This is a genomic window from Kitasatospora sp. NPDC015121, assembly GCF_055562955.1.
Genome location: NZ_JBVHEH010000007.1, coordinates 17,075 through 41,907, shown reverse-complemented (window position 1 = coordinate 41,907; position 24,833 = coordinate 17,075). Strand labels below are relative to the sequence as shown.

The window sequence follows — 24,833 nt, the reverse complement described above, 5'->3', positions numbered from 1 at the left end:
GCCGTCGGGGCCCGTCCGGCCCCGGGCGCCTCTCGGCCCGTCCGACACCCGACTCACTCAGGAGGTTGGCACCGTGGAAGGAACCATCGCCCTGGTCACCGGAGCGGCCGGCGGCATAGGGCAGGCCGTCGTCCGGCTGCTCGCCGAGCGCGGGGCGGTGGTCGCCGCCGTGGACCTCGACGCGGAGCGGATCGCCGCCACGGCCGCCGCGCTGCGCGCGGAGGGCCTGCCGGTGACCGGCTTCGCCGCCGACGTCACCTCCAGCTCCGCCGTGGACGCGCTGGTCGAGGAGGTCGAGACCCGTCTCGGCCCGGTGACGTACCTGGTGAACGGCGCCGGCGTGCTGCGCCTCGGCCAGGCCCGCGCCCTGTCCGACCAGGACTGGAACAGCACGTTCGCGGTGAACGCCACCGGCGTGTTCCACGTGTCGCGCGCCGTGGTCAACCGCATGGTCCGTCGCGGCGCCGGCGCCATCGTCACCGTCGCGTCCAACGCCGCGGGCACCGCGCGCGCCGAGATGGCCGCCTACGCGGCCTCCAAGGCCGCGGCGACCGCGTTCACCAAGTGCCTGGGCCTCGAAGTGGCGTCCCGGGGCATCCGCTGCAACGTGGTGGCCCCCGGCTCCACCGACACCATGATGCTGCGCGGCATGCACACCGCCGACACCGCCGCCAAGGCGTCGATCGCGGGCAACCCCGAGCAGTACCGGGTCGGCATCCCGCTGGGCAAGGTGGCCAGCCCCGAGGACGTCGCGCGGACCGTCGCCTTCCTGCTGTCGGACGAGGCCGGGCACATCACGATGCACGAACTGACCGTGGACGGCGGGGCCACCCTCGGTGTCTGAGAGCGAAAGGAACCGACCCATGCCCGGCATCCCCCCCATCCAGCCGTACGCCATGCCCACCGAGGAGCAGCTCCCCGAGAACTCGGTCGACTGGCAGCCGGACCCCCGGCGCGCGGTGCTGCTCCTGCACGACATGCAGGAGTACTTCCTCAAGCCGTTCCCGCGCACCACCGAGCTCGGCCGGGCCCTGGTGGAGAACACGGCGCGGCTGCGCGCGCGGGCCAAGGAGCTGGGCATCCCGGTCGCCTACACCGCCCAGCCCGGCGGCATGACGTCCGAACAGCGCGGGCTCCTCAAGGACTTCTGGGGCCCCGGCATGCGGGCCACGCCCGAGCACCGCCGGGTCGTCCCGCCGCTGGAGCCCGACGACGGCGACTGGACGTTCGCCAAGTGGCGCTACAGCGCCTTCTTCAGGACCGACCTGCTGGCCCGGATGCGCGAGCAGCACCGCGACCAGTTGGTCATCTGCGGCGTGTACGCGCACGTGGGGGTACTGATCACCGCGGTGGAGGCGTACACGAACGACATCCAGCCGTTCCTGGTGGCCGACGCGGTCGCCGACTTCTCCGCCCAGTACCACCGGCTGGCACTCACCTACGCCGCCGAGCGCGCCGCCAAGGTCGTGACGGCCCAGGCGGTGCTGACCGGGCTGAACGCGGCCACCCTGGCGACGCGTTGAGCGCGCCCGAAGGCGAAAGGAACCCCATGACAACGCAGGACGGCGCGCCGCTGCTGTCACGCGTCCTCGACGGCTCCGCGGAGGCCTTCGCCCTGCTGCACCGCCCCGAGGCGGCGGGCGAGGACGCGCTGGAGGTGCTGACCGGTGAGGTGACCGAGGTCGCCACGATCGCCGAGCTCGACATCGACAGGGCGCCGGCGACCGGCGCCCGCCAGGAGCTGCTGGTGCTCGTCCCCTACCGGCAGCTGGCCGAACGCGGCTTCGCCGCTCCGGACGACGGCCGCCCGCTCCTGGCGATGAGGGTGGCCGAGCAGGCCTCGCTCTCGTTGCGCGACAGCCTGGGACTGCTTCCGAACCATCCGGTGAAGGTGACCGACGACCACTTCGACATCGACGACGACGCGTACGCCGAGACGGTGCGCCGCATCGTCTCGGACGAGATCGGTACGGGCGAGGGCGCCAACTTCGTGGTGAAGAGGTCCTTCGTCGCCCGGCTGCCGGACTTCGGCCGGCCGGAGGCGCTGTCGTTCTTCCGCCGCCTGGTCGAGCGGGAGACGGGTGCGTACTGGACGTTCCTCGTCCACACCGGCGGGCGGACGTTCGTCGGGGCCACCCCCGAGCGGCACATCAGCGTCCGCGACGGCCGGGCGGTGATGAACCCCGTCAGCGGCACCTACCGCTACCCCGCGTCGGGCCCGGACCTCGACGGCGTCCTGGCCTTCCTCGCCGACACGAAGGAGGTCGACGAACTGTACATGGTGGTCGACGAGGAGCTGAAGATGATGGGCCGGATCTGCCCCGAGGGCGGCCGCGTGCGGGGGCCGTACCTCAAGGAGATGGCGCGGCTGGCGCACACCGAGTACGTCATCGAGGGCCGCACCGACCACGACGTGCGCGACATCCTGCGCGAGACCCTGTTCGCGCCGACAGTGACCGGCTCCCCGCTGGAGAGCGCCGCCCGGGTCATCAGCCGCTACGAGCCGGCCGGGCGCGGCTACTACAGCGGGGTGGTCGCCCTCATCGGGCGCGACGCCGCGGGCGGGCGCACCCTGGACTCCTCGATCCTGATCCGGACCGCCGACATCGACTCGGCCGGGGTGATGCGGATCGGGGTGGGCGCGACCCTGGTGCGCCACTCCGACCCGGCCTCCGAGGTGCAGGAGACCCGTGCCAAGGCCGCGGGGCTGCTGGCGGCGCTCGGCGGGACCGAGCCGACCCGGTTCGGGTCGCACCCCCTGGTGCGCGAGGCGCTCGACGCGCGCAACGACGGCATCGCGCGCTTCTGGCTGGAGGACGTGGCCGGTCCCGGCCCGCTCACCGGCCCGCTGGCCGGGCGCAGGGTCCTGGTGGTCGACGCCGAGGACACGTTCACCGAGATGATCGCCCACCAGATCCGTTCGCTGGGCTGCGAGGTGGCCGTGCGCCGCTTCGACGAGCCGTACGACTTCGACGGCCACGACCTGGTCGTCCTGGGCCCGGGCCCGGGCGACCCACGGGAGACGGCGCACCCGAAGATCGCTCATCTGCGGTCGGCGGCGGCCCGGCTCCTCGACGAGCGGCGCCCCTTCCTCGCGGTGTGCCTGAGCCACCAGGTGCTCAGCACGCTGCTCGGCCTGGACCTGGTGCGCCGCGAGGTGCCCAACCAGGGCGCCCAGCACGAGATCGACCTGTTCGGCAGGACGGCGCGCGTGGGCTTCTACAACACCTTCGCCGCCCGGTGCGCCACCGACTCCTTCGAGCACCCGGTGCACGGCAGGGTGGAGGTCAGCCGGAACGCGGCCACGGGCGAGGTGCACGCGCTGCGGGCGGCCGGGTTCGCCTCGATGCAGTTCCACGCCGAGTCCGTCCTGACCGTGGCCGGGCCGAGCATCATCGGCTCGCTGCTCGGGGAGGTGGCCGGCGCGTGCACGCGGTGATCGTCTGGTGGGACCTGGCGCGTTCGGAGCACACCGTCGAGTCGCTGCGCGGCTTCCTGCGCGAGGAGGCGGTGGACCGCTTCGCCCACGTGCCCGGACTGCGGTTGAAGTTCTGGATCTCCGACGCCGGCGCCGGCCGGTGGGGCGCGGTGCTGCTCTGGGAGTCCCGGCAGGCCGCGGAGGCCCCGCTGCCCCAGCGGGCCGCCGAGCTGATCGGCTACCCGCCGACCGAGCGGTACGCCTTCGCCGTGGAGGCCACCGTGGAGGGCGAGTTCGCCGTGGCGGCGCTCGCCGGGCGTGGGCTCGCGCTCGAACCGGCCGGCTCCTGACCGGCGTGGGACCCGCGTCCGGGCGCGGGTCCCACGGACCGGGGACGGCCGCCCGGCCTCCCCCGACGACGAAGGACGGCCATGGACACCCCTCTCGCACCGCCCCGCACGTTCCGCGTCCGCGTCCCGGGCTCGACGTCACTCACGAACCGGGCGCTGCTGCTCGCCGACGCGGCCGACGTGCTCACCGCCCCCTTGCCAGCGAGGACACCGTGGCGTTCCGCGACGCGCTGACCCGCCTGGGCTCCCGCGTCGAGCCGTCGCCCGACGACAGCGCCTGCCGGGTCACCGGCACCGACCGCGAGCCGGACGGCGGCGGCGGCCGGATCCGGTGCGCGGCCGCGGGCCACGGCGACTTCGTGTTCGAGGCCGGCGCACAGCTCACCGCCCGCCCCGTGGCCCCGCTCGCCGACGCGCTGCGCCGCCTGGGCGCCCTGGTGGACACCGCCCCGGGCGGGACGCCACCCCTGCGGGTACGGGCCCGGGGTCTCGACGGCGGCGGCCTGGACGTCGACGGCGGGCTCAGCAGCCGGCTCCCGAGCGGGCTGCTCATGGCGGGCCCGCTCCTGCGCACTCCCCTGCTGGTCCGGGTGCGCGAGACGGCCAGCCGCCCCTACGTCGACATGACGGTCGCGCTGATGCGGCACTTCGGCGCCGAGGTGGCCATGGACGTCCCGGGCGAGTTCACCGTCCGCCCCACCGGTTACCGCGCCGCGCGTCGCCTGCCACCGCGACCACCGGATCGCGATGGCGTTCTCCGTGCTGAACCTGCGCACCGGGAACCGCACCCTGGACGACCCCGGCTGCGTCGCCGGGGCCTTCCCCGGCTTCCACGAGGAGATGCGCCGGCTCTCCCCCCAGCATCCGCTGCCGGTCTCCGCCCGGCAGTGACACCGCACCCACGCACCCACCACCGGAAGGAACGGGACGAACCATGGCACACGTCATCATTGCCGGGGGCGGCATCGGCGGACTCGCGACGGCGTTGTCGCTGGCCCGGTTCGGACACCGCTCCACCGTGCTCGAACGCAGCGGGACCTTCGCGGAGATCGGCGCCGGCATCCAGCTCGGCCCCAACGCCTTCCACGCCCTCGATCGCCTCGGCATCGGCGAGAGCGTGCGCGAACGCGCGGTGTTCATCGACGAGTTGCGCTTCATGGACGGCACCACCGGCGAGAAGGTCGCCGCCATGGAACTGACCGGCGCCTACCGCGAGCGGTTCGGCAACCCGTACGCGGTGGTGCACCGCGGCGACCTGTACCAGCCGCTGCTCGCCGCCTGCCAGGAGCTGGACGGCGTCGAGCTCCTCGCCGATGCCGCGGTGCGGGACTACGAGCAGGACGCCGCGGGCGTCACCGTGCGCACCGCCGACGGGAGGACCTTCCGCGGCACGGCGCTGATCGGCGCGGACGGCATCCGTTCCACCGTGCGCGCGGCGATGCTGGGAGACGGCGAACCCCGCGTCTCGGGCCACACCATCTACCGCTCGGTGATCCCGATCGAGAAGGTGCCGGAGGAGCTGCGCTGGAACGCGGTCACCCTGTGGGCCGGGCCCAAGTGGCACTTCGTGCACTACATCATCGGCGGCGGCAGGCACCTCAACCTCGCGGTCACCCGTGACGACGGGGCAACCGTGCCCGTGGCCGGGCGGGAGGCCGAACGCGACCGCGTGCTCGGCCGGTTCCCCGAGATCGGCGCCACCGCCCGCCGTCTGCTCGAACTCGGCGAAGGGTGGCGCGAGTGGGTGCTGTGCGACCGTGACCCGGTGCGGACCTGGACCGACCGGCGCGTCGTCCTGGTCGGTGACGCCGCCCACCCCATGCTGCAGTACGCGGCGCAGGGCGCCTGCCAGGCGCTGGAGGACGCCGTGGTCCTCGGCGACCTGCTCGACGGGATGGACCGGGACGACACCGAACAGCGCCTGGAGAAGTTCAACGCCGTGCGCCGTGAACGCGCGGGGCGCACCCAGTTGATCGCCCGGCGGATGGGCAGCGACCTCTACCACCCGGCGGGTGGGGCGGCCAGGGAGCGCAACGCGATGCTCTCCGCGCTGACGCAAGGGGAGATGCGGGACCGCGTCTCCTGGCTGCACGGTGACCGTGACTTCACCGACGGCGGCCTCGGGGGGGAGCGTTGAGCAGGCTGCGCTGGCTGACCGCGGGAGAGTCCCACGGTCCGGCTCTCGTCGCGACGCTGGAGGGGCTTCCCGCCGGTGTGCCGATCACCACCGCCATGGTGGCGGACCACCTGGCGCGGCGGCGGCTCGGGTACGGCCGCGGGGCACGGATGAAGTTCGAGCGGGACGAGGTCGCCTTCCTGGGCGGGGTGCGGCACGGCCTCACCCTCGGCTCCCCGGTCGCCATCACGGTGGGCAACGCCGAGTGGCCCAAGTGGGAGCAGGTGATGGCCGCCGACCCGGTCGACCCCCGGGTCCTCCAGGGGCTCGCCCGCAATGCCCCGCTGACCCGCCCGCGGCCCGGCCACGCCGACCTGGCCGGCATGCAGAAGTACGGCTTCGACGAGGCCCGCCCGGTCCTGGAGCGCGCCTCCGCGCGGGAGACCGCGGCCCGCGTGGCCCTCGGCGCGGTCGCCCGCTCCCACCTGAAGGAGACGGCCGGCATCGAGATCGTCTCGCACGTGGTGGAACTGGCCTCCGCGAAGGCACCGTACGGCGTCCGCCCGACCCCGGCCCACGCGGCGAGGCTGGACGCGGACCCGGTGCGGTGCCTGGACGCGGACGCCTCGAAGGCGATGGTCGCCGAGATCGACCGGGCCCACCAGGAGGGCGACACCCTCGGCGGTGTGGTCGAGGTGCTCGCGTACGGCGTGCCGGTGGGCCTCGGCTCGCACGTCCACTGGGACCGGCGGCTGGACGCCCGGCTGGCCGCCGCGCTGATGGGCATCCAGGCGATCAAGGGCGTCGAGGTCGGCGACGGCTTCGAACTGGCCCGGGTGCCCGGTTCCCGGGCGCACGACGCCATCCTCGCCACCCCGGAGGGGGTCAGGCGGGCGTCCGGCCGCTCCGGCGGCACCGAGGGCGGCCTGTCCACCGGCGAGCCGCTGCGGGTGCGTGCCGCGATGAAGCCGATCGCGACCGTGCCGCACGCCCTGGCCACCATCGACGTGGCCACCGGCTCGGCCGCCCCGGCGCACCACCAGCGCTCCGACACCTGCGCCGTCCCGGCCGCCGGAATCGTCGCCGAGGCCATGGTCGCGCTGGTGCTCGCGGACGCGGTGGCCGAGAAGTTCGGCGGGGACTCCGTCGCCGAGACCCGCCGCAACGTGCGGTCCTACCTCGAACACCTGCGGATCCGGTAAGCGGGCGGGGCCGTGGGTGGGTCGTACCCCACCCACGGCCCCGGTCGGTTGTGGTCCCGGCACACCCCGTACCGACGCCGTATTCTGCCGGTCAAAACTCGGCAATCGGTATGTCAATACAAAGTTCATATATTCCGACTGAAGGTGACCACCGATGCAGCCGGGCACGCATTCAGGTACCCGGAACACCTCGTAGGATCGGGGTCACTCCAGCGATGGTTGAGGTGCGGCCACCAAGGCCCACCCCCATACCGCTGGAGCATCGTGAACACACTGGCCCTCGGTACAAGCGGCTCAGCCGGCGCCCTGACGCTGTCCCACCAGCGCGGCGCCCCCCACGACACCGAGGTATCCGACGACATCGTCAACGAACTGAGCGCCGTCCTCTTCTCCCTGCTGGGCCGGAAGGACCGCCGACTGCGCGCGGAACAGTACCTGCGTGGTCTGCTGACCACACCCGGCCGCAAGTCCATCCGCAACATCGCCGCCCGGTTGGGCGGGGCCGGGGTGGACCAGAGCCTGCACCACTTCATCTCCAGCTCCGCTTGGGACTGGCGCCCCCTGCGCATCGCCTTGGCCGACTACGTCGAGCAGACGGCGGCCCCCCAGGCGTGGGTGGTCCGGCCGATCCACATCCCCAAGGCCGGCCGGCACTCGGTGGGCGTGGACCAGCAGTTCGCGCCGCATCTGGGCCAGGTCTTCCGCGGCCAGCAGGCCCTCGGCGTGTGGCTCGCCTCCCCCGAGCTGAGCGTGCCCGTCAACTGGCGGATGGTGCTCCCCGATCCCTGGATCAACGACCCCGAGCGGCGCGAGCAGGCCGAACTCCCGGCGGGAATGGGGGCGGAGAGCGCGGGAGAGTGCGCCGTGTCCGCCGCCGTGGAGATGGCGCGGCTGTGGAACATCCCGCACCGCCCCGTCCTGCTGGACCTGCGGCGGCGCGGCGACATCTTCGCCGCGACGGACCAACTGACCTCGGGCGGCGTGCCCTTCCTGATCCGGATCAGCCCGTCCAGCCGGATGGCCGTGGCGGACCCGGCGCTGCCGGGCTACCGGGCCGGCTCGCTGCCCGCCCAGCGGGTCCTCGAACTGGTCAAGGGAGTGCGGATCCCCGTCTCCTGGCCCGACGCGTCCCACGGGAACACCGCGCGCACCACCCTGGCCGCGACCGTCCCCGTCACCATGCCGGGCCCCGCCAGGAGCAGGCCCCGGCGCCTGCTCCTGCTGGGCGAGTGGTCCGACCCGGCGCAGCCCCCCTCCCAGCTGTGGATCACCGACATGACCCACGCGTCGGTCGGACCGCTGCTGCGCCTGGCCAAGCTGAACGGCCGGGTGGAGCAGGACCTCGCCGGCATCGGCGATCGGGTCGGACTGCGCGACTTCGTGGGACGCTCCTTCCGCGGCTGGCACCGCCACATGACGCTGGCCTCCGTGGCGCACACGGCGATAGCCCTGGGCGCCTGCGGCTAGTGCCGAGCCGAGCCATGCCGTACCGGACCATCGGCGTGACCACCTGGCCGGACGCGTGCGGGTCCGTGAGGTGGCGGGCCCGGACGGTGCTGCCGTCTGCCCGGAGCGGAGATCACCGGACCCCGGCCCGCCCCGCCTCCGTCTCCACCGGCGAAGAAGGTCTCAGGAGCTGTCCGCCCCCGGGGAACCGAGGCGCAGCACGGCCCTCATCCGGTGCATCCGCAGGGCCAGTTGGACGTCCAGGAGGCGACTCGGCTGCTGCCAGCTCTCCCCCATCAGCGTGGAGACGCGCTCCAGCCGCCGCGACACGGTGTTGGGGTGGACGTGGAGCGTTTCGGCGGCCTTGCTCGGGCTGGAGCCCGTGGCGAAGTACGCCTCCAGCGTCTCGGTGAGATCGGTGGCGTGCGTGCGGTCGTAGTCGAGCACCGGTCCGATGACGGAGTCGACGAAGCCGCTCGCGTCGTGCGTCTCGGACAGCAGCAGGCCCATGAAGCCGAGGTCCTCCAGGGACGAGGCGCTTCCGGTGGCGTCAAGCGTGGTCAGCGCCTCCAGGCAGCGCAGCGCTTCCGTGTGCAGGCGGGTGACGTCACCCACGCCCCGCCCCGGCCCGGCCGCGCCCACGGTCACCGGCTGATCCAGCATCGACGTCAGCTCGCCGCCCACGGAGCGCGCGACGGCCGAGGCGTCCGTACCGGGCAGCAGCAGCATGATGCAGCCGTCCTGAACGGTCTTGAGACCGCCCTGGCCGTGGGCGTAGGAGGAGGCCCACACGACGGCGCGTCCGTATCCAGCGCTCTCGGGGCGCACTGCCAGCAGGACGAACGGCTCCGCCAGGTTCATGCCGATCTCGCTGAGGCTCTGTTCGAGATGGCGCGCCTGCCGCGGGCCGCGCGACGACAGGGCGAGCAGTTCGTCGAAAAGGAAGTCGTGCACCGGCGCCTGCGTCACCGCCGTACCGCGCTGCAGGAGCAGGTGGAGGGCGAAGGACTGGGCGGCGAGGCATACCAGCTGCTGGTCCACCCCGACCAGCGCGGCGTTGGGGCGCATCACGACGAAGCCCAGGTTCTCGGCGCCGGCCAGCACCGGCACCACCCAGGTCCCCTCCTCGTGCAGCACCGGCGTGCGGCCCGCGTGGGCCTTCCAGGACGTCTCCGCCACCGCGGCGTCGTCCAGGTCCGGCAGGCCGGCGGTGGCCACCATGACGCGGCCGGCGGGGTCGCGCAGCTGCATGACGCCGTCCAGCGCGTCGGCGGCGGCCCGGGCCACGGTGTCGAGGTCCGCTCGGGACAGCAGCAGGCCCAGCATGCGGCTGTGGGCGTCCCCGAGCTGTTCGAGCCTGGCCATCGTCATCCGGGCGTGGAAGCCGTCCAGTTCGAGCGCGGTCACCTCGCTCCTGGCGTCCTGGAGCCGCTCCGCGCGTTCGATCGCCACGGCGCCGAACGCGGCCAGCGAGCTCACCAGCCCGATCTCGTCCGGGGTGAGGTGCCGCACCGTGCGGGAGGCGCAGACCAGGACCCCCAGGGCGCTGTCGCCGTGGAGCAGGGGGACGGCGAGCAGCGACCTGATGCCCTCGGCGCGGATGAACTCGTCGCCCTCCCTCCGGCAGTTCTCCAGGGCGGGATCGCGCAGGTAGTCGGCGGTCCACAGCGGGACTCCGGTGGCGATGGCCTGCCGCCCCAGGTCGCGCAGCAGGGGCACCCCCGGCACGATGACCGTGGTCGCCCCCTCGGCGGCGCGCAGCAGCAGCCCGTCGTCCTCGTCGTGCAGGCAGATGCACGCGAAGTCCGTGTTGATGATCCGCTTGAGGCACCGGGTGATGACCCTGAGGAGTTCGCCCAGGTCGTTCTGCTGGGTCATGTCGCGTGCCGTGTCGACCAGTTCGGCGAGTGCGTCCGCGTGCTGCCGGCGCCGGGCCTGGAGCGCGTTGATGACGTACGCCAGCCTGACCGCCTGTTCGAGACCGACCCGCTCGGCCGCGGAGCCCTCCTGGTCCGCGCGCCGCAGGAGTTCCTCGTAGCTCTCCAGGGGTGCTTCTTCGACGAGGAGGCGGAGCACGGCGAGCAAGTCGGGGCGGCGCGTACCGACTTCGTCTTCCATCCCCCGCCTCTTCCGGCCGTCCGACTTCGACGAACCTAGACAGTGTCCAACCAGATCGTCAAGCGTTCACCTCCGCGCCGGCGGCCGGGTGCGCGCCCGCCCCCGGGACGACTCGTCCAGCCGACTTGCCGGTCCGTCGGGTGACGCGCGCACCCGGCGCCAGGCCGCTCACCGCGTCCGTCAGACCCTTTCAGACCCTTTGCAGCGACCCGATCCCGTGGGCGGCCGCGAGGCTGAGGGCGCGGCCGCTGCCGCAGGTCGAGCGCGGCCCCTGCCGGCCCGTCACGAGGCGGTGCGCCGTGAAGGACAAGGCGTTGCGGCGCCGGTGCAGGTGACGCCTGATCACCTCGGGGTCATGGCCCCTGGTGTCCAGGTCGGCCTTCAACTGGGCGTACGGCGACGCGGGCGGGGGGAACCGGCTGAGGAGCTGCGCCAGGTCGGCGCACAGCTCCCGCCAGCGCCCCAGCCTGAAGTCCACGTCGATCCACCGGTCCACGGCCCGCTGCCAGGAGTCGGTGAGCAGGGCCGCGTGAGAACGCAGATGCGGCCCTTGGGCGACTCCGGCGAACGGAGCGGCGGTCCAGAGGTCCAACGCCTCGCGCAGCCGCCGGCTCGCCAGGCCCAGGTCCCCCGCCTCCATGGCGCGGTAGCCCGCTCCAGCCGTCCGCTCGAACGCCCGGGCGTCGCTGGAGCCGCCGCCGGTCCCCAGCCGGTACCCGCCGGGCACCCAGGTCAGCACCTCCTCGGCCGTCCGCCCGCCGCCCTCCGTCTGCAGGGCCTCGCCGATCGCGGCACGCAACTGCCGCACGTGCGCCTCCAGCATCTGCCCCGCGTTCTCGGGCACCTCCTCCGGCCACAACTCCTCGGCCATGGCGCACGTCGGCACGACACGATCGGCAGAGGCCACCAGCAGCGCGAGAACCTGTCTGGTCGCCGCCGACGGCGGAGTGATCGACACTCCCCCTTCGTACACCGCCAGTCCGCCAAGAACCTTCAGGTCCATGTCGATCCCCTCCCGCTCGGGCCGTCGCCCGATTCGCAGTACCCCGGAACCGCTTCCTCGCTGCCGACCTCGGCCCGTGTGCCCGGCGCCGACGGTCCGGCGTGATCGGTCATCGCGTTCGTACGGGTGGCCCACCTGTTGGTCGCTCGGCCCTCCGCACGGCGGGCTCCGCCGTGCGGACCCGTCGCGGCCCAGAACGCCGAGACGCCCATCCCGCGGCACGAGGCCGCACCTGCAGAGCCCGGTCGGGCAGACCGGTCGCAGCTCGCCTCCCCCGCCCAGACACTGCCCGGTTCTCCGCACCCGAAACGGCCGCATCACGCAGCCTACGCCCACCCGTCCGGCGCCAGTGCGCGATCGGAGGCAAGCGGGCCCGCAGAGCCTCGGGACGGGTTCGGGGAAGCCGACCCGACACGAGAGGTCGTGCGAGGAGGACCCTGCCCCGCATTCGTGGAACAAGGCCACGACCCGCATCAATGCGGCGAACTCCAGTCAGTGCAAGAGGAGTTGAACCTGCGACTCCTTGACCCTCAGTGACGGGTCCCGAGCAGGCGGCCAACTTGGCTTTCAGGAAAAAGAGTTGACTGTCGAGCATTACTTGCATGGCTCATGGGAGCCGACGGGGGCCGAAGATGCCCAACCGCGTCCACATGCGTCCATCGGCGGTCACCAGCGACCAAAGCGGCTGGTCCCGAAATGGCCTCAAGGCCCAGCGCCAGGATCAGATACGCGGGCTACCGGGCGTGCGGGGAACGCGACCTCATCCCGGCGTTCGGCCACCGGCGCCTCCTGGACCTGCGGCCCGAGCACATCGACGAACGGATCACCGCCCAACTCGACGCCGGCCGGGGCACGGTCACCGTCCACCGGGCCGCCTCCACCCTGCGCAACGCACTGAACGCCGCCGTGCGCTCCGTCCCGCCCAAGCCCCGCGCCGCGGCGAAGCCCTCGTCCTCCACTGGACCGACATCCACCTCGTGGACCGCACCCTCTTCGTCCGTTGGAGCCTGGCCGCCATCGACAACGGCCGCCTCACCCTCGGCCGGCCGAAGACACCGGCCGGCCGCGCCTGGATCAGCCTCTCCCCCAGCGTCGCCGCAGCGCTGCACCGCCAGGCCGCGCTCCAGATGAACGCCCGCCCCGAAGGCCGGCTCGAAGGGCTCGTCTTCCCGCCCGCTCTCGACCTCCTCGTCCGCACGCGGGCGGGCGCCCGCCCCGGGTGCCCGCCCGCGCCGTCACCCCAGGGCGTCCGCCGCGCCCGCGCCCGCGAAGGACAGCGCGGTGCCGAGCAGCACCGTGACCGCGAGGTACAGCCCGGAGAGCGCCAGCCGGCGGGTCGAGGCGAGGGTGAAGACCTCGTAGGAGAAGGTCGACCAGGTGGACAGCGCCCCGCAGAAGCCGGTGGCCAGCAGCAGCCGGGCGTGGGCGTCCAGGTGCCCGTCGAGCGCCGCCTGGGAGAGGAAGCCCAGCAGCAGGCAGGCGGCGGCGTTGGCGGCCAGCGTCCCGAACGGGAACGGGCTGTGCACCCGGGACTTGACGGCCACTCCGGTCAGGTAGCGGGTCGGCGCGCCGAGCAGGCCGCCGAGCAGCACGAGCAGCCAGTCAGCGGCCATCGGACGCCTCCTGGTGCGCCGGGACGCCCACCACGGCGCGGGCCGCGAGCACGCCGATCGCGACTCCGCCCAGCGCCGCCGCCACCGTCAGCACCAGGTACGCCGCGGCCGTGACCGGGGCTCCGTCGCGCACCAACTCACGGATGTCGTCCGTGTAGTGGGAGAACGTGGTGAAGCCGCCGAGGAAACCGGTGCCCAGCAGCGCCCCCGCCAGCTTCTTCCACCGGGGGAAGCGGGCCGCCAGTACCGTCGTCAGGGCGCCCATCGCCAGGCAGCCAACCGCGTTGACCAGCAGAATCGGCCAGGGGAACTCCGTCCCGGAGGTCGGCCACAGCAGCTCCACCCCGTACCGGGCCCCCGCGCCGAGCGACCCGCCCACCGCCACCGCCGCGACCACCGGCGGTTGCCGGCCCGGTGCGTGCTCGGAGTGGGCATGGCCGGGGGGCCGGACCGGATGGTCCGCCAGGTCGAAGTACGGGTTGGTCATCAGGTTCCTCCGAGAACCGTCGGTGGGCCGAACGGGCGGAAACCGTGGACACCCACGGTGAACCGTGCGGCCGATCGGCCGTAGCGGGATAAACAGGACTGCCGATCGCATTCGTCGTGGAGAAGGCTATTCCACGCATATCGGAAGTCCGGGCAAGGAATGAGGACAGAGCGTGACAGACAGTGCCGCCGGAGGCACGCGCCGGGCCCTGGACCGCGAACCGCTGACCTACCTGACCGCCGCGCTGCGCGGCGTGGGGCAGGTCGACCTGCAGCCCCGACTGCTCACCGGCGCGCTCATCCTGGCCGCGCTCTGGGCGGCGGGCTGGCGGGTCGGCCTGTTCGCCACCCTGGGGACGCTGGTCTCCACCGCCGCGGCCTACGCCCTCGGCGTCGACCGCGGCTCCATCGCCCAGGGCCTGCAAGGCTATTCGGGCTGCCTCACCGGTATCGCCCTGATCGGCTCGCTCGGCAACCACCCCGCCACGTACGTGCTCACCGCGGTCGGCTGCGTGCTCTGCACGGTCCTCACCGCCGCGCTCGCCACCCTCACCCGGCCGTACGGGCTGACGCCGTTGACCGCGCCGTTCTGCATCGTCTCCGGAGTGATGGTCCTGGGCGCGCCGTCCTTCGCCCGGATCTGGCACGGCGCCCCCGCACCCGTCGCCGACCCCACCTCCGGGGACACCGGCATCACCTTCTCCGACCTCTGGCACGCGTTCTTCACCAACGTCTCCCAGGTCTTCCTGGTGGACAGCTGGTACGTGGGCCTGATCATGCTGGTCGGCCTGGCCTTCGCGGGCGTGCGGGTGCTGCTCGCCGCCGCCCTGGGCAGCGTGGCCGGCATCGTCGCGGGCTGGCTGCTCGGCGCGCCCACCGCGCAGATCGCCGACGGCATCTACGGCTACAACGCCGTCCTGGTCGGCATCGCGCTCGGCGCGGTGTTCCTCGCCAACACCCCCTGGAACATCGGCTACGCGCTGTTCGGCGCGCTCCTGACCACCGGGCTGACCGCGGCGATCACCTCGCTCTTCACGCCCTTCCACGGCCACACCTTCACCTGGCCGTTCATCCTCACCACCTGGGCGCTGATGGCCGCCGTCCCGCAGCTCCCCAGGCTGCGGGCCGCCACCGCGGACTGACGCCCCGTCACCGAGCCGTACCGTCCCGTCCCCGTCCCCGTCCCGAGGAAGGCCCCACGATGAACCTCGCGCCCCGCGAGATCGACAAACTCGTCGTCTACGTGGTCGCGGACCTGGCTCGCAAGCGCCAGGCCCGCGGCCTCAAGCTGAACTACAGCGAAGCCGTCGCGCTGATCACCGAGGCCATCCTGGAGGCGGCCCGGGACGGCAGGTCCGTCGCTGACTGCATGGAGCTCGGCCGGCACGTGCTGGGCACCGCCGACTGCATGGACGGGGTCCGGCAGATGCTGCCGCTGCTCCAGGTCGAGGCGTCCTTCGTGGACGGCACCAAACTGGTCTCGGTGCACGACCCCATCGGCGGCTGACGGTGCCTGACCGTCCCGCCCACACCTTCGCGGTCTGCGGCCACGAGTCCGCGCACGGCACCGCGTTGCGCGACCTCGCCGGGCCCGGCACCACCGTGGTCACCAGCGGGCGCGAACTGTACCGGGCGCTGGCCGCCCACCCGGCCGGCCGGCCCCTCGCGGTCGTCCCGATGACGCTCGGCCGCGACCCCGAGCTCGCCGCCGACGCCGCCCGCACCGTCCGCGCCCTGCCGCCCGGACCGCGCTCCGGCGTCGCCGTCGCCGAGCCGTTCGGCACGCCCGCCCACCTGGTCGGCTGGCTGCGGGCCGCCGCCTCCACCGTCCCCGCCGACGCCGCGTTGCTGCTCACCGCACCCGCCGGCGACCCGTACGAGGACGCCGAGCTGTACCGGGTCGCGCACCTGGTGCGCAGCCACGGACGACACCGGCTGGTGGAGGTCGCGCTGGTGGGCGGCGACCCCGCCCCGGCCGAGGGCGTCCGGCGCTGCGGGTTGCTCGGGGCCCGCGAGGTCGCCGTGCTGTCCGCCTCGTTCCTGCCGCCCGTGCCGCCGCAGGCACCTGACGGCGTGTCGGTCACCGGACGCGGGCCGCTGCTCGGCCCCGCCGCGCTGGCCGCGGTGCTCTCCGCCCGGGCCACCGCCGCCGTGCGGCGGCTGCGGGAGAGCGGCGAGGACGGCTCGGCGGCCGCACTGGCCGCCGCCGAGCAGCACGGCCTCGGCCACAGCCACGGGCCCGGCGGGCACAGCCACGACCACGGCGACCACGTGCACGGCGACCACCCGCACCACCATCACCACGATCCGGAGGACGCCCACGGCCACCCCCGGACCCCGCAGGCCCAGCACACCCACACGTCCCCGCTGACGGGCGCAAGGAGTCACCAGTGACATTCGGCAAGTACCTGTACGGCGACGGCGACATCGAGATCAACGCCGGTCGGCGCACCGTCACCGTCGAGGTGGTCAACACCGGCGACCGGGCCGTCCAGATCGGCTCGCACTACCACTTCTTCGAGGTCAACGCAGCCCTGCGGTTCGACCGCGACCGGACCCTCGGCATGCACCTGAACATCCCCGCCGGGACCTCGGTGCGGATCGAGCCGGGCGGCACCCGCGAGGTCGAGCTGTGCGAGTACGGCGGCACCGGCCGGCTGGTCGGGTTCAGCGGCCTGCTGAACGGCTCCACGGTCTCGCACCAGGCCCGGATCGAGGCCTTCCGCAAGGCGTACGCGGACGGCTTCCAGGGCGCGGAGGAGAACGGCGGCGGCACGGGCACCGCAGGCGGTGCGGACGCCGCGAAGAAGCACGAGGGCAGCGCGAAGAAGAAGGGCGCCAACTGATGCCGATCATGACCCGCCAGCAGTACACCGACATGTTCGGGCCCACCGTCGGCGACCGGTTCCAACTCGCCGACACCAACCTGGTCGTGGAGGTGGAGAAGGACTACAGCGAGGGCCTGTACGGCGACGAGATCGTCTACGGCGGCGGCAAGACCATGCGTGACGGCATGGGTGCCGACCCGCAGGCCACCGCCGCGCAGGGCGCCCTGGACACCGTGATCACCAACGTGGTGGTGATCGATCCGGTGATCGGCATCGTCAAGTGCGACATCGGCATCAAGGACGGCTTCATCGCGGGCATCGGCAAGTCCGGCAACCCGCAGACGCAGAACGACGTCCACCCGAACCTGGTGATCGGCCCCGGCACCGAGGCGATCTCCGGCGAGCACCTGATCGCCACCGCCGGCGCGATCGACACCCACGTGCACCTGATCTCCCCGCAGCAGGCCGAACAGGCGCTGACCAACGGCATCACCACCCTGATCGGCGGCGGCACCGGCCCCTCCGACGGCACCAACGGCACCACCTGCACGCCCGGCCCGTTCAACATCGCCCGCTTCCTCCAGGCCGTCGAGGAGGTGCCGGTCAACATCGGCATCATGGGCAAGGGCAACGGCAGCCTGCCGGCCGCCCTGGACGAGCAACTGGTGGCCGGTGCCTGCGCGTTGAAGGTGCACGAGGACTGGGGCGCCACCCCCGCGGTGATCGACAACGCGCTCTCGGTGGCCGACCGGCACGACGTGCAGGTGGCGATCCACACCGACAGCCTCAACGAGTCCGGGTTCTTCGAGGACACCCGCTCGGCGATCGACGGCCGCACCATCCACACCTTCCACTCCGAGGGCGCGGGCGGCGGCCACGCCCCCGACATCCTGCGGGTCACCGGCGAGCCCAACATCCTGCCGTCCTCCACCAACCCGACGCTGCCGTACACCAGGAACTCGGTGGACGAGCTGCTCGACATGGTGATGGTCTGCCACCACCTCAACCCCGACATCCCCGAGGACGTCTCCTTCGCCGACAGCCGGGTCCGGGCCGAGACCATCGCCGCCGAGTCGGTGCTGCACGACCTCGGCGTGATCAGCATGTTCTCCTCCGACTCGCAGGCCATGGGCCGGGTCGGCGAATCCGTCACCCGGGCCTTCCAGACCGCGCACCACTGCAAGGACAAGCGCGGCCCGCTGGAGGGCGACAGCACCCGCAACGACAACCAGCGGGTGCTGCGCTACCTGGCCAAGGTCACCATCAACCCGGCCATCGCCACCGGCATCGCCGACCACGTCGGCTCGCTGGAGACCGGGAAGCTCGCCGACATCGTGCTCTGGCCGATCCACTCGTTCGCCGCCAAGCCCAAGATGATCATCAAGGGCGGGATCATCTCCTGGGCCCAGATGGGCGACCCCAACGCCTCCCTGCCCACCCCCCAACCGGTGCTCTACCGGCCGATGTTCGGCCAGTTCGGCAGCGCCCAGCAGGCCACCCACGTGACCTTCATGTCGCAGGCCGGGATCGCCGCCGGGGTCCCCGAAGAGCTCGGCCTCAAGCGCAGGGTCCTGCCGGTCCGCGGCACCCGCGTCATCGGCAAGCACAACATGGTCCGCAACAACGCGCTGCCGAAGGTCGAGGTCGACCCGGAGACCTTCAAGGTCACCCTGGACGGCGAGGTCGCCACCATCGACCCCGCCGAGACGCTGCCGCTCAACCACCTGTACTTCGTGGTGTAGCGGATGTTCACCGGTCCGGACGTCCCGGAGCGCGAGTCCCCCGGGCAGCCGCCGCTCGGGGAACTCCCCGCCCTGCTGGTCGGCCTGCAACTCGCCGACTCGGCCTTTCCCAGCGGCTTCTACACCCTCTCGCACAGCCTGGAGGGCTACGCCCAGGCCCGCGCCGTCACCCCCGACACACTGGCCGGCCTGCTCGCCGACCTGCTCCGGCACGCCGTCGGCCCCGGCGACGCCACCGCCCTCGCGCTGGCCCACCGGGCCGCCGCCGCGGGCGAACTGGACCGGGCCGCCGAGATCGACCGGCGGCTGTACGCGGGCAAGCTGAGCCGCGAGATGCGGCAGGCCGCCACCCGCACCGGCCGCCAACTGCTCGACCTGGCCGCCGAGGTCTTCGGGTCCCCCGTGATCGCCGACCACCTGCGGCAGGTGACGGACCGCAGGGCCCCCGGCTGCCAGGCCGTCGCCGCCGGGGTGGTGTACGCCGCCGCGGGCGTCCCCGCCGCCCAGGCGGTCGCCGCCGACCTGTTCGCGTTCTCCGCCAGCTTCGCCGGGGCCGCCCTGCGGCTGCGGCTCACCGACCACCGCAAGGCCCAGGTGCTGCTGCGCGGCACCGCCCCCGTGATCGAGGAGACCGTCCGGGCCGCGCTCCGCCGCGACCTCGCCGACCTCGGCTCGACCGCCTTCGCCTCCGACGTCATGTCCGGCCGCCACGAGCGCGCCGAGGCCCGCCTGTTCGCCAGCTGACCCACCGTCACGAACCCGTAAGGAAGCAGGAGCACAGTGGACGACAACGTACTGCGGATCGGCATCGGCGGCCCCGTCGGCTCCGGCAAGACCGCGCTGATCGAGGCGCTGGTGCCGGTGCTGATCGCCCGCGGCCACCGCCCCGCCGTGATCACCAACGACATCTACACCCAGGAGGACGCCCAGCACGTCCGCCGCACCCTGGCCGGGATCCTCGACCCGGAGCTGGTGGTCGGCGTGGAGACCGGCGCCTGCCCGCACACCGCGGTCCGCGACGACCCGACGATGAACCTGGCCGCCGGGGCCGAACTCCTGGAGCGCTTCCCCGGGGTCGACACCCTGATCTACGAGTCCGGCGGCGACAACCTCACCCTGACCTTCAGCCCCGCCCTGGTCGACGTCTTCGTGTTCGTCCTGGACACCGCCGAGGGCGAGAAGATGCCCCGCAAGCGCGGCCCCGGCATCACCGAGTCCGACCTGCTGGTCATCAACAAGATCGACATCGCGCAGTACGTCCGCACCGACATCGGCGTCATGGAGTCCGACGCGCACAAGGTCCGCGACGGCAAGCCCGTCGTCCTGACCAACTCGCTCGACGGCACCGGCATCGAGGACCTCGCCGCGTTCCTCAACAACCGCCGCAAGGCGCTGATCTGACATGGCCTCCGCCCCGTCCCGCCCGGCCGCGACCGTCGACCGGCTCGACGCGGCGCACTGGTCCGCCGGCCGCCTCCCCGCCGAGGTGGCCGGCTGGGCCGCGCGCCCCGACACCCTCGCCCCCGGCTCGGCCGCCAAGGTCGGCATCCTCGACCTGGCCTTCGCCGTCCGAGACGGCCGCACCGAACTCGTCGAGCGGTACCAGAAGACCCCGCTACAGATCATGCGCCCGATGCGGCTCGACCCCGACCGGCCCGACGCCGTCCACGTCTACCTGATGGCCACCGGCGGCGGCGTCACCCAGGCCGACCGCTACCGCATCGACGTGCGCTGCGGCCCCGGCACCCGGGTCCACCTCACCACCCAGGCCGCCACCAAGGTGTTCCGGATGGAACAGGACTACGCCACCCAGCTCGTCCACCTCGGCACCGAACCGGGCGCCCACCTCGAGTACCTGCCCGACCCGCTGATCCCGTTCCGCGACTCCCGCTTCTACCAGCGCACCACCGCCACCGTCGCCCCCGGCTCCACCCTCGTCCTCGGCGAGACCGTCACCGCCGGCCGGCTCGCCCGCGACGAGCGCCACGACTACCGGGTCCTCGCCACCGACCTGGAGATCCGCCGCCCCGACGGCACCCTGCTCGCCCTCGACACCCAGCGCCTGGTCCCGGACGGCGACCGGCGCACCGTCACCGGCCCCGCCGTGTTCGCCGGGCACGACCACCTCGCCACCCTGTACGTGGTCAGCGACCTGCGCCCCGCCGCCGAGATCGCCGACACCCTGCACCGCGCCCTCGACGGCCAGGGCCTGCTGTACGGCGTCTCCACCCTCCCCGAGGACTCCGGCGCCTGGCTGCGCCTCCTGGAGGACAGCCCGATCCGCACCGCCGCAGCCCTCGACAGCGCCCGCCGGGCCGTCCACCTGCTGCTCACCGGTGCCCCCGCGCCCGCCCTCCGCAAGACCTGACCCGCCGTCGACCCTGCAGTCCGACGCGCCCCGACCGCCCCGACCGCCCCGACCGCCCCGTCCCCGTTCCGGAGGTACGTACCGTGCTCCACGCACCCCCGCCGATGCCCCCGGCCTACAACGCCGGGGACACGGCCTGGCTGCTCGCCTCCACGGCCATGGTCCTGCTGATGACGCCCGGCCTGGCGTTCTTCTACGGCGGCATGGTCCGGCTCAAGCACATCCTGATGATGATCAAGATGAGCTTCGCGGCCCTCGCCTTCGGCAGCCTGGTCTGGTGGGCCCTCGGCTACACCCTCGCCTTCGGCCCGGACGCCGGCGGGGCAGGCCTGATCGGCACCCTCGACCAGGCGTTCTTCCACGGCATCCGGATCAACACGCTCAGCGGCGCCATCCCGACCTACATCTTCGCCACCTTCCAGATGGGCTTCGCCGTCGTCACCGTCGCCCTGATCAGCGGCTCGATCGCGGACCGGGCCCGGATGCGCGGCTGGCTGGTGTTCGTCCCGCTCTGGCTGCTGCTCGTCTACGCGCCCGTCGCGCACTGGGTGTTCTCCCCGGACGGCTGGATCCACGCCGACCTCGGCGCCCTCGACTTCGCCGGCGGCCTCCCCGTCGAACTCGGCTCCGGCGCGGCCGGCCTCGCCGTCGCCGTCGCCCTGCGCGGCCCCCGCGACTGGGCCCGCCGCGAGGAGCGCCCCAACAACATCCCGCTGGTGGTGATCGGCGTCGGACTGCTCTGGTTCGGCTGGTTCGGCTTCAACGCCGGCTCCGCCCTCAACGACCAGGGCACCGCCGCCGCGGCCTTCCTCAACACCCAACTCGGCGCCGCCGCCGCCATGGTGACCTGGCCGCTGGTCGAGAAGCGGCGCACCGGCCGGGTCAGCACCACCGGCGTGGTCTCCGCCGCCGTCGCCGGCATGGTCGCCATCACCCCCGCCTGCGGCGAGATCGACCCGCTCGGCGCGGTGGTCACCGGACTCGTCGCCGGACTGGTCTGCGCCTGGGCCATCACCCTCAAGTACCGCTTCGGCGTGGACGACACCCTCGACGTGGTCGGCGTGCACGGCGTCGGCGGCATCACCGGCCTGCTCATGGTCGGCCTGTTCGCCACCGCCCGGATCAGCGGCACCGAGGGCCTGTTCTACGGCGGCGGCTGGGGCCTGCTCGGCAAGCAGGCGCTCGCCGTGCTCGTCGTGGCCGCGTTCTCCTTCTCGCTCAGCTGGCTGCTCGCCAGGCTCGTCGACGCCACCGTCGGCTTCCGGGCCGGGCGCGCGTACGAGCACGTCCCCGGGGAGGCGGAGGAGACCGCCTACGACACCGTCACCGCCGAGCACCTCGGCAGGCTGGTCACCCGGGACGCCGCCCGCAGCGACAGCGAACTCGTGCGGCAGATCGCCGGGTTGATCCGCGCCCGCCGGGAGAGCGGTAGGTGAACGAAGGGCTCGCGCGAAGACCGTCGCCCTACCACTCGGCCAACTCTCCAGGTGCTGCTCCACCGGACGAGGACACGAACCCCCGACTTCCCGATCCAGGGTCAGGCGTGCTGCCGGTTGCACCGTCCAGCGCTGGAGGAGGACAGCAGGCAGAAGGGCCGCCCAAGCGGGGGATCCCCCGTGGACGGCCGGGGGCAGAGTGGAGATGCAGGGGGTGGGGATGTGGGTGCCGGAGCGCTGGACGGTCTGCGGGGTGTTGGTCAGGCCGGGGCTGTAGGTGGTGGTCTGGTTGCCGCCGCAGACGACCTGGAGGGCGTCGGCGTGCGCGGGCACGGCCGGGGTGAGCCGGGCGGCGGCCAGCACGGTGGCAGCCGCCAGGACGAAGTCCCGGGGCGGCCCCGGCCGAACCCGCCCGCACCAACCGGCCACCCGCCCGTCCCGGTGCTCCCGCACGGGACCGAGGCCGCCGCCGCGGACCGGATTCACGACAGGCGGTGGTTCAGGCGCCGATGGTGGCGGTGAGCGGGCCGGCGTCGCTGGCGATGCCGGTGGTGAGGCAGGTGGTCGGGTCGGTGGCGAGCAGGGTGAAGGTGAACGTCACGGGGCTGCCGCTGTAGTCGCCGGAGGTGACGGTGCCGGTGGCGACCAGGACCTCCTCGCCGGCCGGGCGGGCGCCGAGGGTGAGGGAGAAGGTGAAGCGGCTCTTCGCGTCGCTGCCGGTCCAGTCGAGTTCGCCGGTGCTCCGGGTGGTGCCGCCGGTGAGGCAGGACAGGGTGCCGGTGCCGTGGAAGGAGACGGTCGCGGAGGGGTGGGAGCTGTCGCCGGTGCACGAGAGGGCGCCGTTCGCGGTGACGGTGGTGCTCGCCACGGTGACCTGCATCGCCGGGGAGTAGGTGGCGATCTCGGTGCCCGCGCAGACGTTGAGGGCGGCGGCGTGGTCTACGCGGTGGGCAGGACGGCGAGGCTCAGTGCGCCCGTGACCGATTGCACGCCGGGATCCGCGAGGCACTGCAGGGGGTTCGGCGCGGTGTGGGCGATCACGGTCTCGGTTCCGTGTCCGGCGAACCTGCCGGAGATGGAGGAGCCGGTGCTGGAGACGATCATCTGTCCGGCCGTCCGGTTCACCACGGACGTGCCGCTGCAGTGGCTGACCGATCCGTCGTTCCAGGTGTAGTCGACCTCGTCATGACCGCTGGGGGCCGAGGCGTACGGGAGCGCCAGGCGTCGGCGGGTGATGGCCGGCTGCCGTCTCCGTTTCGTTTCCCCGCGGGCCACCGTCGGTGACACCATTCATCAAGTCGTGGACCCTCCGGTTCGCGCACCCTGTGTTCGGCCGGGCGTGGACCGTCCGGTCCGCAGCCGCCGCGGGGAGGCGCCCGACGCGGTCGGGAAGACGTGCCCGACCGATCCGCGCACCGGGGGCGCGCGAGTGCGGAAGAGCGCCGCTCAGACGCGCACGCGCCACCTCAGCAGCCACAGTGGGCACCACGGTGCACTCCCGTCCGAGGCCCCTTGAACGCGCGGCCGGGACGGGCACACGATGGTGAGTCCTCCCCGGGGCCGGCTCGTGCGGCCCCGGTGTCGGAGCCCCGGGCGCCCGCTGTTCCAGCCGTCGAACCCGCCGCTCCCCCGGGACGGCCCCTCGGCCGCTCCCCCTCCCGTGTCTCGGCCGCCGCGTCCCCACGGCGCGGCCGATCGGAGAACCCCCATGCTCCGTCACCCTCTGCGCACCCCGCTCGCCCGTCCCGCCGGCCTGCTGCCGGCCACCCTTCTGGCCGTCTTCGGCCTCGCCGCCCCCGCTCCGGCCGCCATCCCGGCGACCAGCGGTGACACCTTCCCCAACGGCACGATCTCGGCCGCGTACTCCGACACCGACCTCCCGGCCGGCGACGCATTCACCGTCACCGTAACCTTCACCAACACCAGCGCCACGACGCAGGGTTTCGCGTACTCGTTCTCGGCGAGGGACGGCAACAGCACCGGCCTCTTCGTCCTCGACTCCTGCGACGTGGCATCGGCGTGCGACACCCCCACCAGCAGCGCCGTCCGCGTCCAACCCGGTGGCCTCGCGGCCGGCACCAGCGCGACCGTGACCGTGAACGCGCACGTGAACCCGGCCGCCGCGGCCGGCACCTACGACGTCTTCCAATCCGGGATGGTCGGCACCTCCTCGCGCAAGGACTTCACGCCCGACGTCGCCTTCACCGTCCGGCCACCGGCCGCCGCCGACCTGTCCGTGGCCCTGGCCGCGACGGCCGGGCCGCTGCTGTCCTCGCAGATCACCTACACCGCGACCGTCACCAACCTCGGCCCCGGCGCGGCCACCGCCTCCACCACCACCGTCGCCCTGCCCACCCAGACCGCCTCGGTCACCGGCCTGCCCGCCACTTGCACCTACAACGCCACCACCCGCACCGTCACCTGCGACACCGGAGCCCTCGCCAACGGCGCCTCCACCACCACCTCCTTCACCGCCAACCTCGGCCTCCTCTCCCTCGGCACGCTCACCGCGACCGCGACCCGCGCCACCTCCACCCCCGCCGATCCGAGCCCCGCCAACGACAGCGCCACCCGCTCCTGCACCGTCCTCACCGGCCTGATCATCTCCTGCCCGTGAGAGCAGCGCCCGGCGCCCCGCCCCGCCAGGGCGCCGGGCGCCCGCGGAACCCGTGAACACCCTCCGCCCGGTGCCACCCGATCGCCCTCG

Annotated in this window: 23 protein-coding genes, 1 tRNA gene and 1 pseudogene; 19 read left to right on the top strand and 6 right to left on the bottom strand. The window is 73.2% G+C overall.

Annotated features, from left to right (window positions below):
* Window positions 1-73: 73 nt before the first annotated feature.
* The 9 genes and pseudogenes from ACZ3J7_RS11955 to ACZ3J7_RS11915 all read left to right on the top strand — a co-directional run bounded on the left by ACZ3J7_RS11955 (window position 74) and on the right by ACZ3J7_RS11915 (window position 8,553).
* The gene (locus ACZ3J7_RS11955) at window positions 74-844 is read left to right on the top strand and encodes a 2,3-dihydro-2,3-dihydroxybenzoate dehydrogenase (RefSeq protein ID WP_465619479.1); all 771 of its coding nucleotides are present in this window, start codon (window positions 74-76) and stop codon (window positions 842-844) included.
* Window positions 845-863: 19 nt separating this feature from the next.
* Window positions 864-1,523, top strand: a complete 660-nt coding sequence (locus ACZ3J7_RS11950; protein ID WP_465619477.1) for an isochorismatase family protein — start codon at window positions 864-866, stop codon at window positions 1,521-1,523.
* 26 nt (window positions 1,524-1,549) lie between these two features.
* Window positions 1,550-3,439: an anthranilate synthase family protein gene (locus ACZ3J7_RS11945; RefSeq protein ID WP_465619475.1), complete on the top strand. Its 1,890-nt coding sequence runs from the start codon at window positions 1,550-1,552 to the stop codon at window positions 3,437-3,439.
* Window positions 3,427-3,768, top strand: a complete 342-nt coding sequence (locus ACZ3J7_RS11940) for a hypothetical protein (RefSeq protein WP_465619473.1) — start codon at window positions 3,427-3,429, stop codon at window positions 3,766-3,768. The genes ACZ3J7_RS11945 and ACZ3J7_RS11940 overlap by 13 nt, the downstream gene beginning before the upstream one ends.
* A gap of 5 nt (window positions 3,769-3,773) precedes the next feature.
* Window positions 3,774-4,409 (top strand): annotated as a pseudogene (locus ACZ3J7_RS11935) (3-phosphoshikimate 1-carboxyvinyltransferase); the annotation flags it as partial.
* 106 nt (window positions 4,410-4,515) lie between these two features.
* Entirely contained in the window at window positions 4,516-4,659 is a 144-nt protein-coding gene (locus ACZ3J7_RS11930) for a hypothetical protein (protein ID WP_465619471.1), read from the top strand.
* 43 nt (window positions 4,660-4,702) lie between these two features.
* Entirely contained in the window at window positions 4,703-5,905 is a 1,203-nt protein-coding gene (locus tag ACZ3J7_RS11925; RefSeq protein WP_465619469.1) for a 3-hydroxybenzoate 6-monooxygenase, read from the top strand.
* Window positions 5,902-7,086, top strand: a complete 1,185-nt coding sequence (gene aroC, locus ACZ3J7_RS11920; protein ID WP_465619467.1) for a chorismate synthase — start codon at window positions 5,902-5,904, stop codon at window positions 7,084-7,086. The genes ACZ3J7_RS11925 and aroC overlap by 4 nt, the downstream gene beginning before the upstream one ends.
* Before the next feature lie 264 nt (window positions 7,087-7,350).
* Complete coding sequence (locus ACZ3J7_RS11915) at window positions 7,351-8,553, top strand: IS701 family transposase (RefSeq protein ID WP_465619465.1); 1,203 nt, start codon at window positions 7,351-7,353, stop codon at window positions 8,551-8,553.
* Window positions 8,554-8,715: 162 nt separating this feature from the next.
* Here ACZ3J7_RS11915 and ACZ3J7_RS11910 read toward each other — a convergent pair whose 3' ends face one another.
* The 4 genes from ACZ3J7_RS11910 to ACZ3J7_RS11895 form a co-directional block, all read right to left on the bottom strand.
* On the bottom strand, window positions 8,716-10,650 hold the full coding sequence (locus ACZ3J7_RS11910; protein WP_465619463.1) for a helix-turn-helix domain-containing protein: 1,935 nt from the start codon (window positions 10,648-10,650) through the stop codon (window positions 8,716-8,718).
* Between the two features lie 190 nt (window positions 10,651-10,840).
* Window positions 10,841-11,653, bottom strand: coding sequence for an AfsR/SARP family transcriptional regulator (locus ACZ3J7_RS11905; RefSeq protein WP_465619461.1), 813 nt, complete (start codon window positions 11,651-11,653; stop codon window positions 10,841-10,843).
* Window positions 11,654-12,888: 1,235 nt separating this feature from the next.
* Window positions 12,889-13,266, bottom strand: a complete 378-nt coding sequence (gene crcB / locus ACZ3J7_RS11900) for a fluoride efflux transporter CrcB (protein WP_465619459.1) — start codon at window positions 13,264-13,266, stop codon at window positions 12,889-12,891.
* Window positions 13,256-13,753 (bottom strand): fluoride efflux transporter FluC, encoded by a 498-nt coding sequence (locus ACZ3J7_RS11895; protein WP_465619457.1) that lies wholly within the window; start codon window positions 13,751-13,753, stop codon window positions 13,256-13,258. Before ACZ3J7_RS11895 ends, crcB begins: the two co-directional genes overlap by 11 nt.
* Before the next feature lie 172 nt (window positions 13,754-13,925).
* Between ACZ3J7_RS11895 and ACZ3J7_RS11890 the strand changes: the two genes are divergently transcribed.
* The 9 genes from ACZ3J7_RS11890 (at window position 13,926) to ACZ3J7_RS11850 (ending at window position 22,126) form a co-directional block, all read left to right on the top strand.
* Complete coding sequence (locus ACZ3J7_RS11890; protein ID WP_465619455.1) at window positions 13,926-14,894, top strand: urea transporter; 969 nt, start codon at window positions 13,926-13,928, stop codon at window positions 14,892-14,894.
* A 59-nt stretch (window positions 14,895-14,953) separates the two neighbouring features.
* Window positions 14,954-15,259: an urease subunit gamma gene (locus ACZ3J7_RS11885; RefSeq protein ID WP_465619453.1), complete on the top strand. Its 306-nt coding sequence runs from the start codon at window positions 14,954-14,956 to the stop codon at window positions 15,257-15,259.
* A gap of 2 nt (window positions 15,260-15,261) precedes the next feature.
* Window positions 15,262-16,146 carry a sirohydrochlorin chelatase gene (locus ACZ3J7_RS11880; protein WP_465619451.1) on the top strand — a complete coding sequence of 295 codons (885 nt, stop codon included), beginning with the start codon at window positions 15,262-15,264 and terminating at the stop codon, window positions 16,144-16,146.
* Complete coding sequence (locus tag ACZ3J7_RS11875; RefSeq protein WP_465619449.1) at window positions 16,143-16,598, top strand: urease subunit beta; 456 nt, start codon at window positions 16,143-16,145, stop codon at window positions 16,596-16,598. The genes ACZ3J7_RS11880 and ACZ3J7_RS11875 overlap by 4 nt, the downstream gene beginning before the upstream one ends.
* Window positions 16,598-18,322 carry an urease subunit alpha gene (ureC, locus tag ACZ3J7_RS11870; RefSeq protein ID WP_465619447.1) on the top strand — a complete coding sequence of 575 codons (1,725 nt, stop codon included), beginning with the start codon at window positions 16,598-16,600 and terminating at the stop codon, window positions 18,320-18,322. The genes ACZ3J7_RS11875 and ureC overlap by 1 nt, the downstream gene beginning before the upstream one ends.
* Before the next feature lie 3 nt (window positions 18,323-18,325).
* Entirely contained in the window at window positions 18,326-19,066 is a 741-nt protein-coding gene (locus ACZ3J7_RS11865; RefSeq protein ID WP_465619445.1) for an urease accessory protein UreF, read from the top strand.
* 36 nt (window positions 19,067-19,102) lie between these two features.
* The gene (ureG, locus tag ACZ3J7_RS11860) at window positions 19,103-19,723 is read left to right on the top strand and encodes an urease accessory protein UreG (RefSeq protein ID WP_465619443.1); all 621 of its coding nucleotides are present in this window, start codon (window positions 19,103-19,105) and stop codon (window positions 19,721-19,723) included.
* Between the two features lies 1 nt (window position 19,724).
* Complete coding sequence (locus tag ACZ3J7_RS11855) at window positions 19,725-20,690, top strand: urease accessory protein UreD (protein WP_465619441.1); 966 nt, start codon at window positions 19,725-19,727, stop codon at window positions 20,688-20,690.
* An 83-nt stretch (window positions 20,691-20,773) separates the two neighbouring features.
* Complete coding sequence (locus tag ACZ3J7_RS11850) at window positions 20,774-22,126, top strand: ammonium transporter (RefSeq protein WP_465619439.1); 1,353 nt, start codon at window positions 20,774-20,776, stop codon at window positions 22,124-22,126.
* Between the two features lie 59 nt (window positions 22,127-22,185).
* Here the strand turns inward: ACZ3J7_RS11850 and ACZ3J7_RS11845 are convergent.
* Window positions 22,186-22,258, bottom strand: a tRNA-Gln gene (locus tag ACZ3J7_RS11845).
* Window positions 22,259-22,625: 367 nt separating this feature from the next.
* Window positions 22,626-23,006, bottom strand: a complete 381-nt coding sequence (locus tag ACZ3J7_RS11840; protein ID WP_465619437.1) for a hypothetical protein — start codon at window positions 23,004-23,006, stop codon at window positions 22,626-22,628.
* An 828-nt stretch (window positions 23,007-23,834) separates the two neighbouring features.
* Between ACZ3J7_RS11840 and ACZ3J7_RS11835 the strand changes: the two genes are divergently transcribed.
* Entirely contained in the window at window positions 23,835-24,743 is a 909-nt protein-coding gene (locus tag ACZ3J7_RS11835) for a hypothetical protein (protein WP_465619435.1), read from the top strand.
* Window positions 24,744-24,833 lie beyond the last annotated feature (90 nt).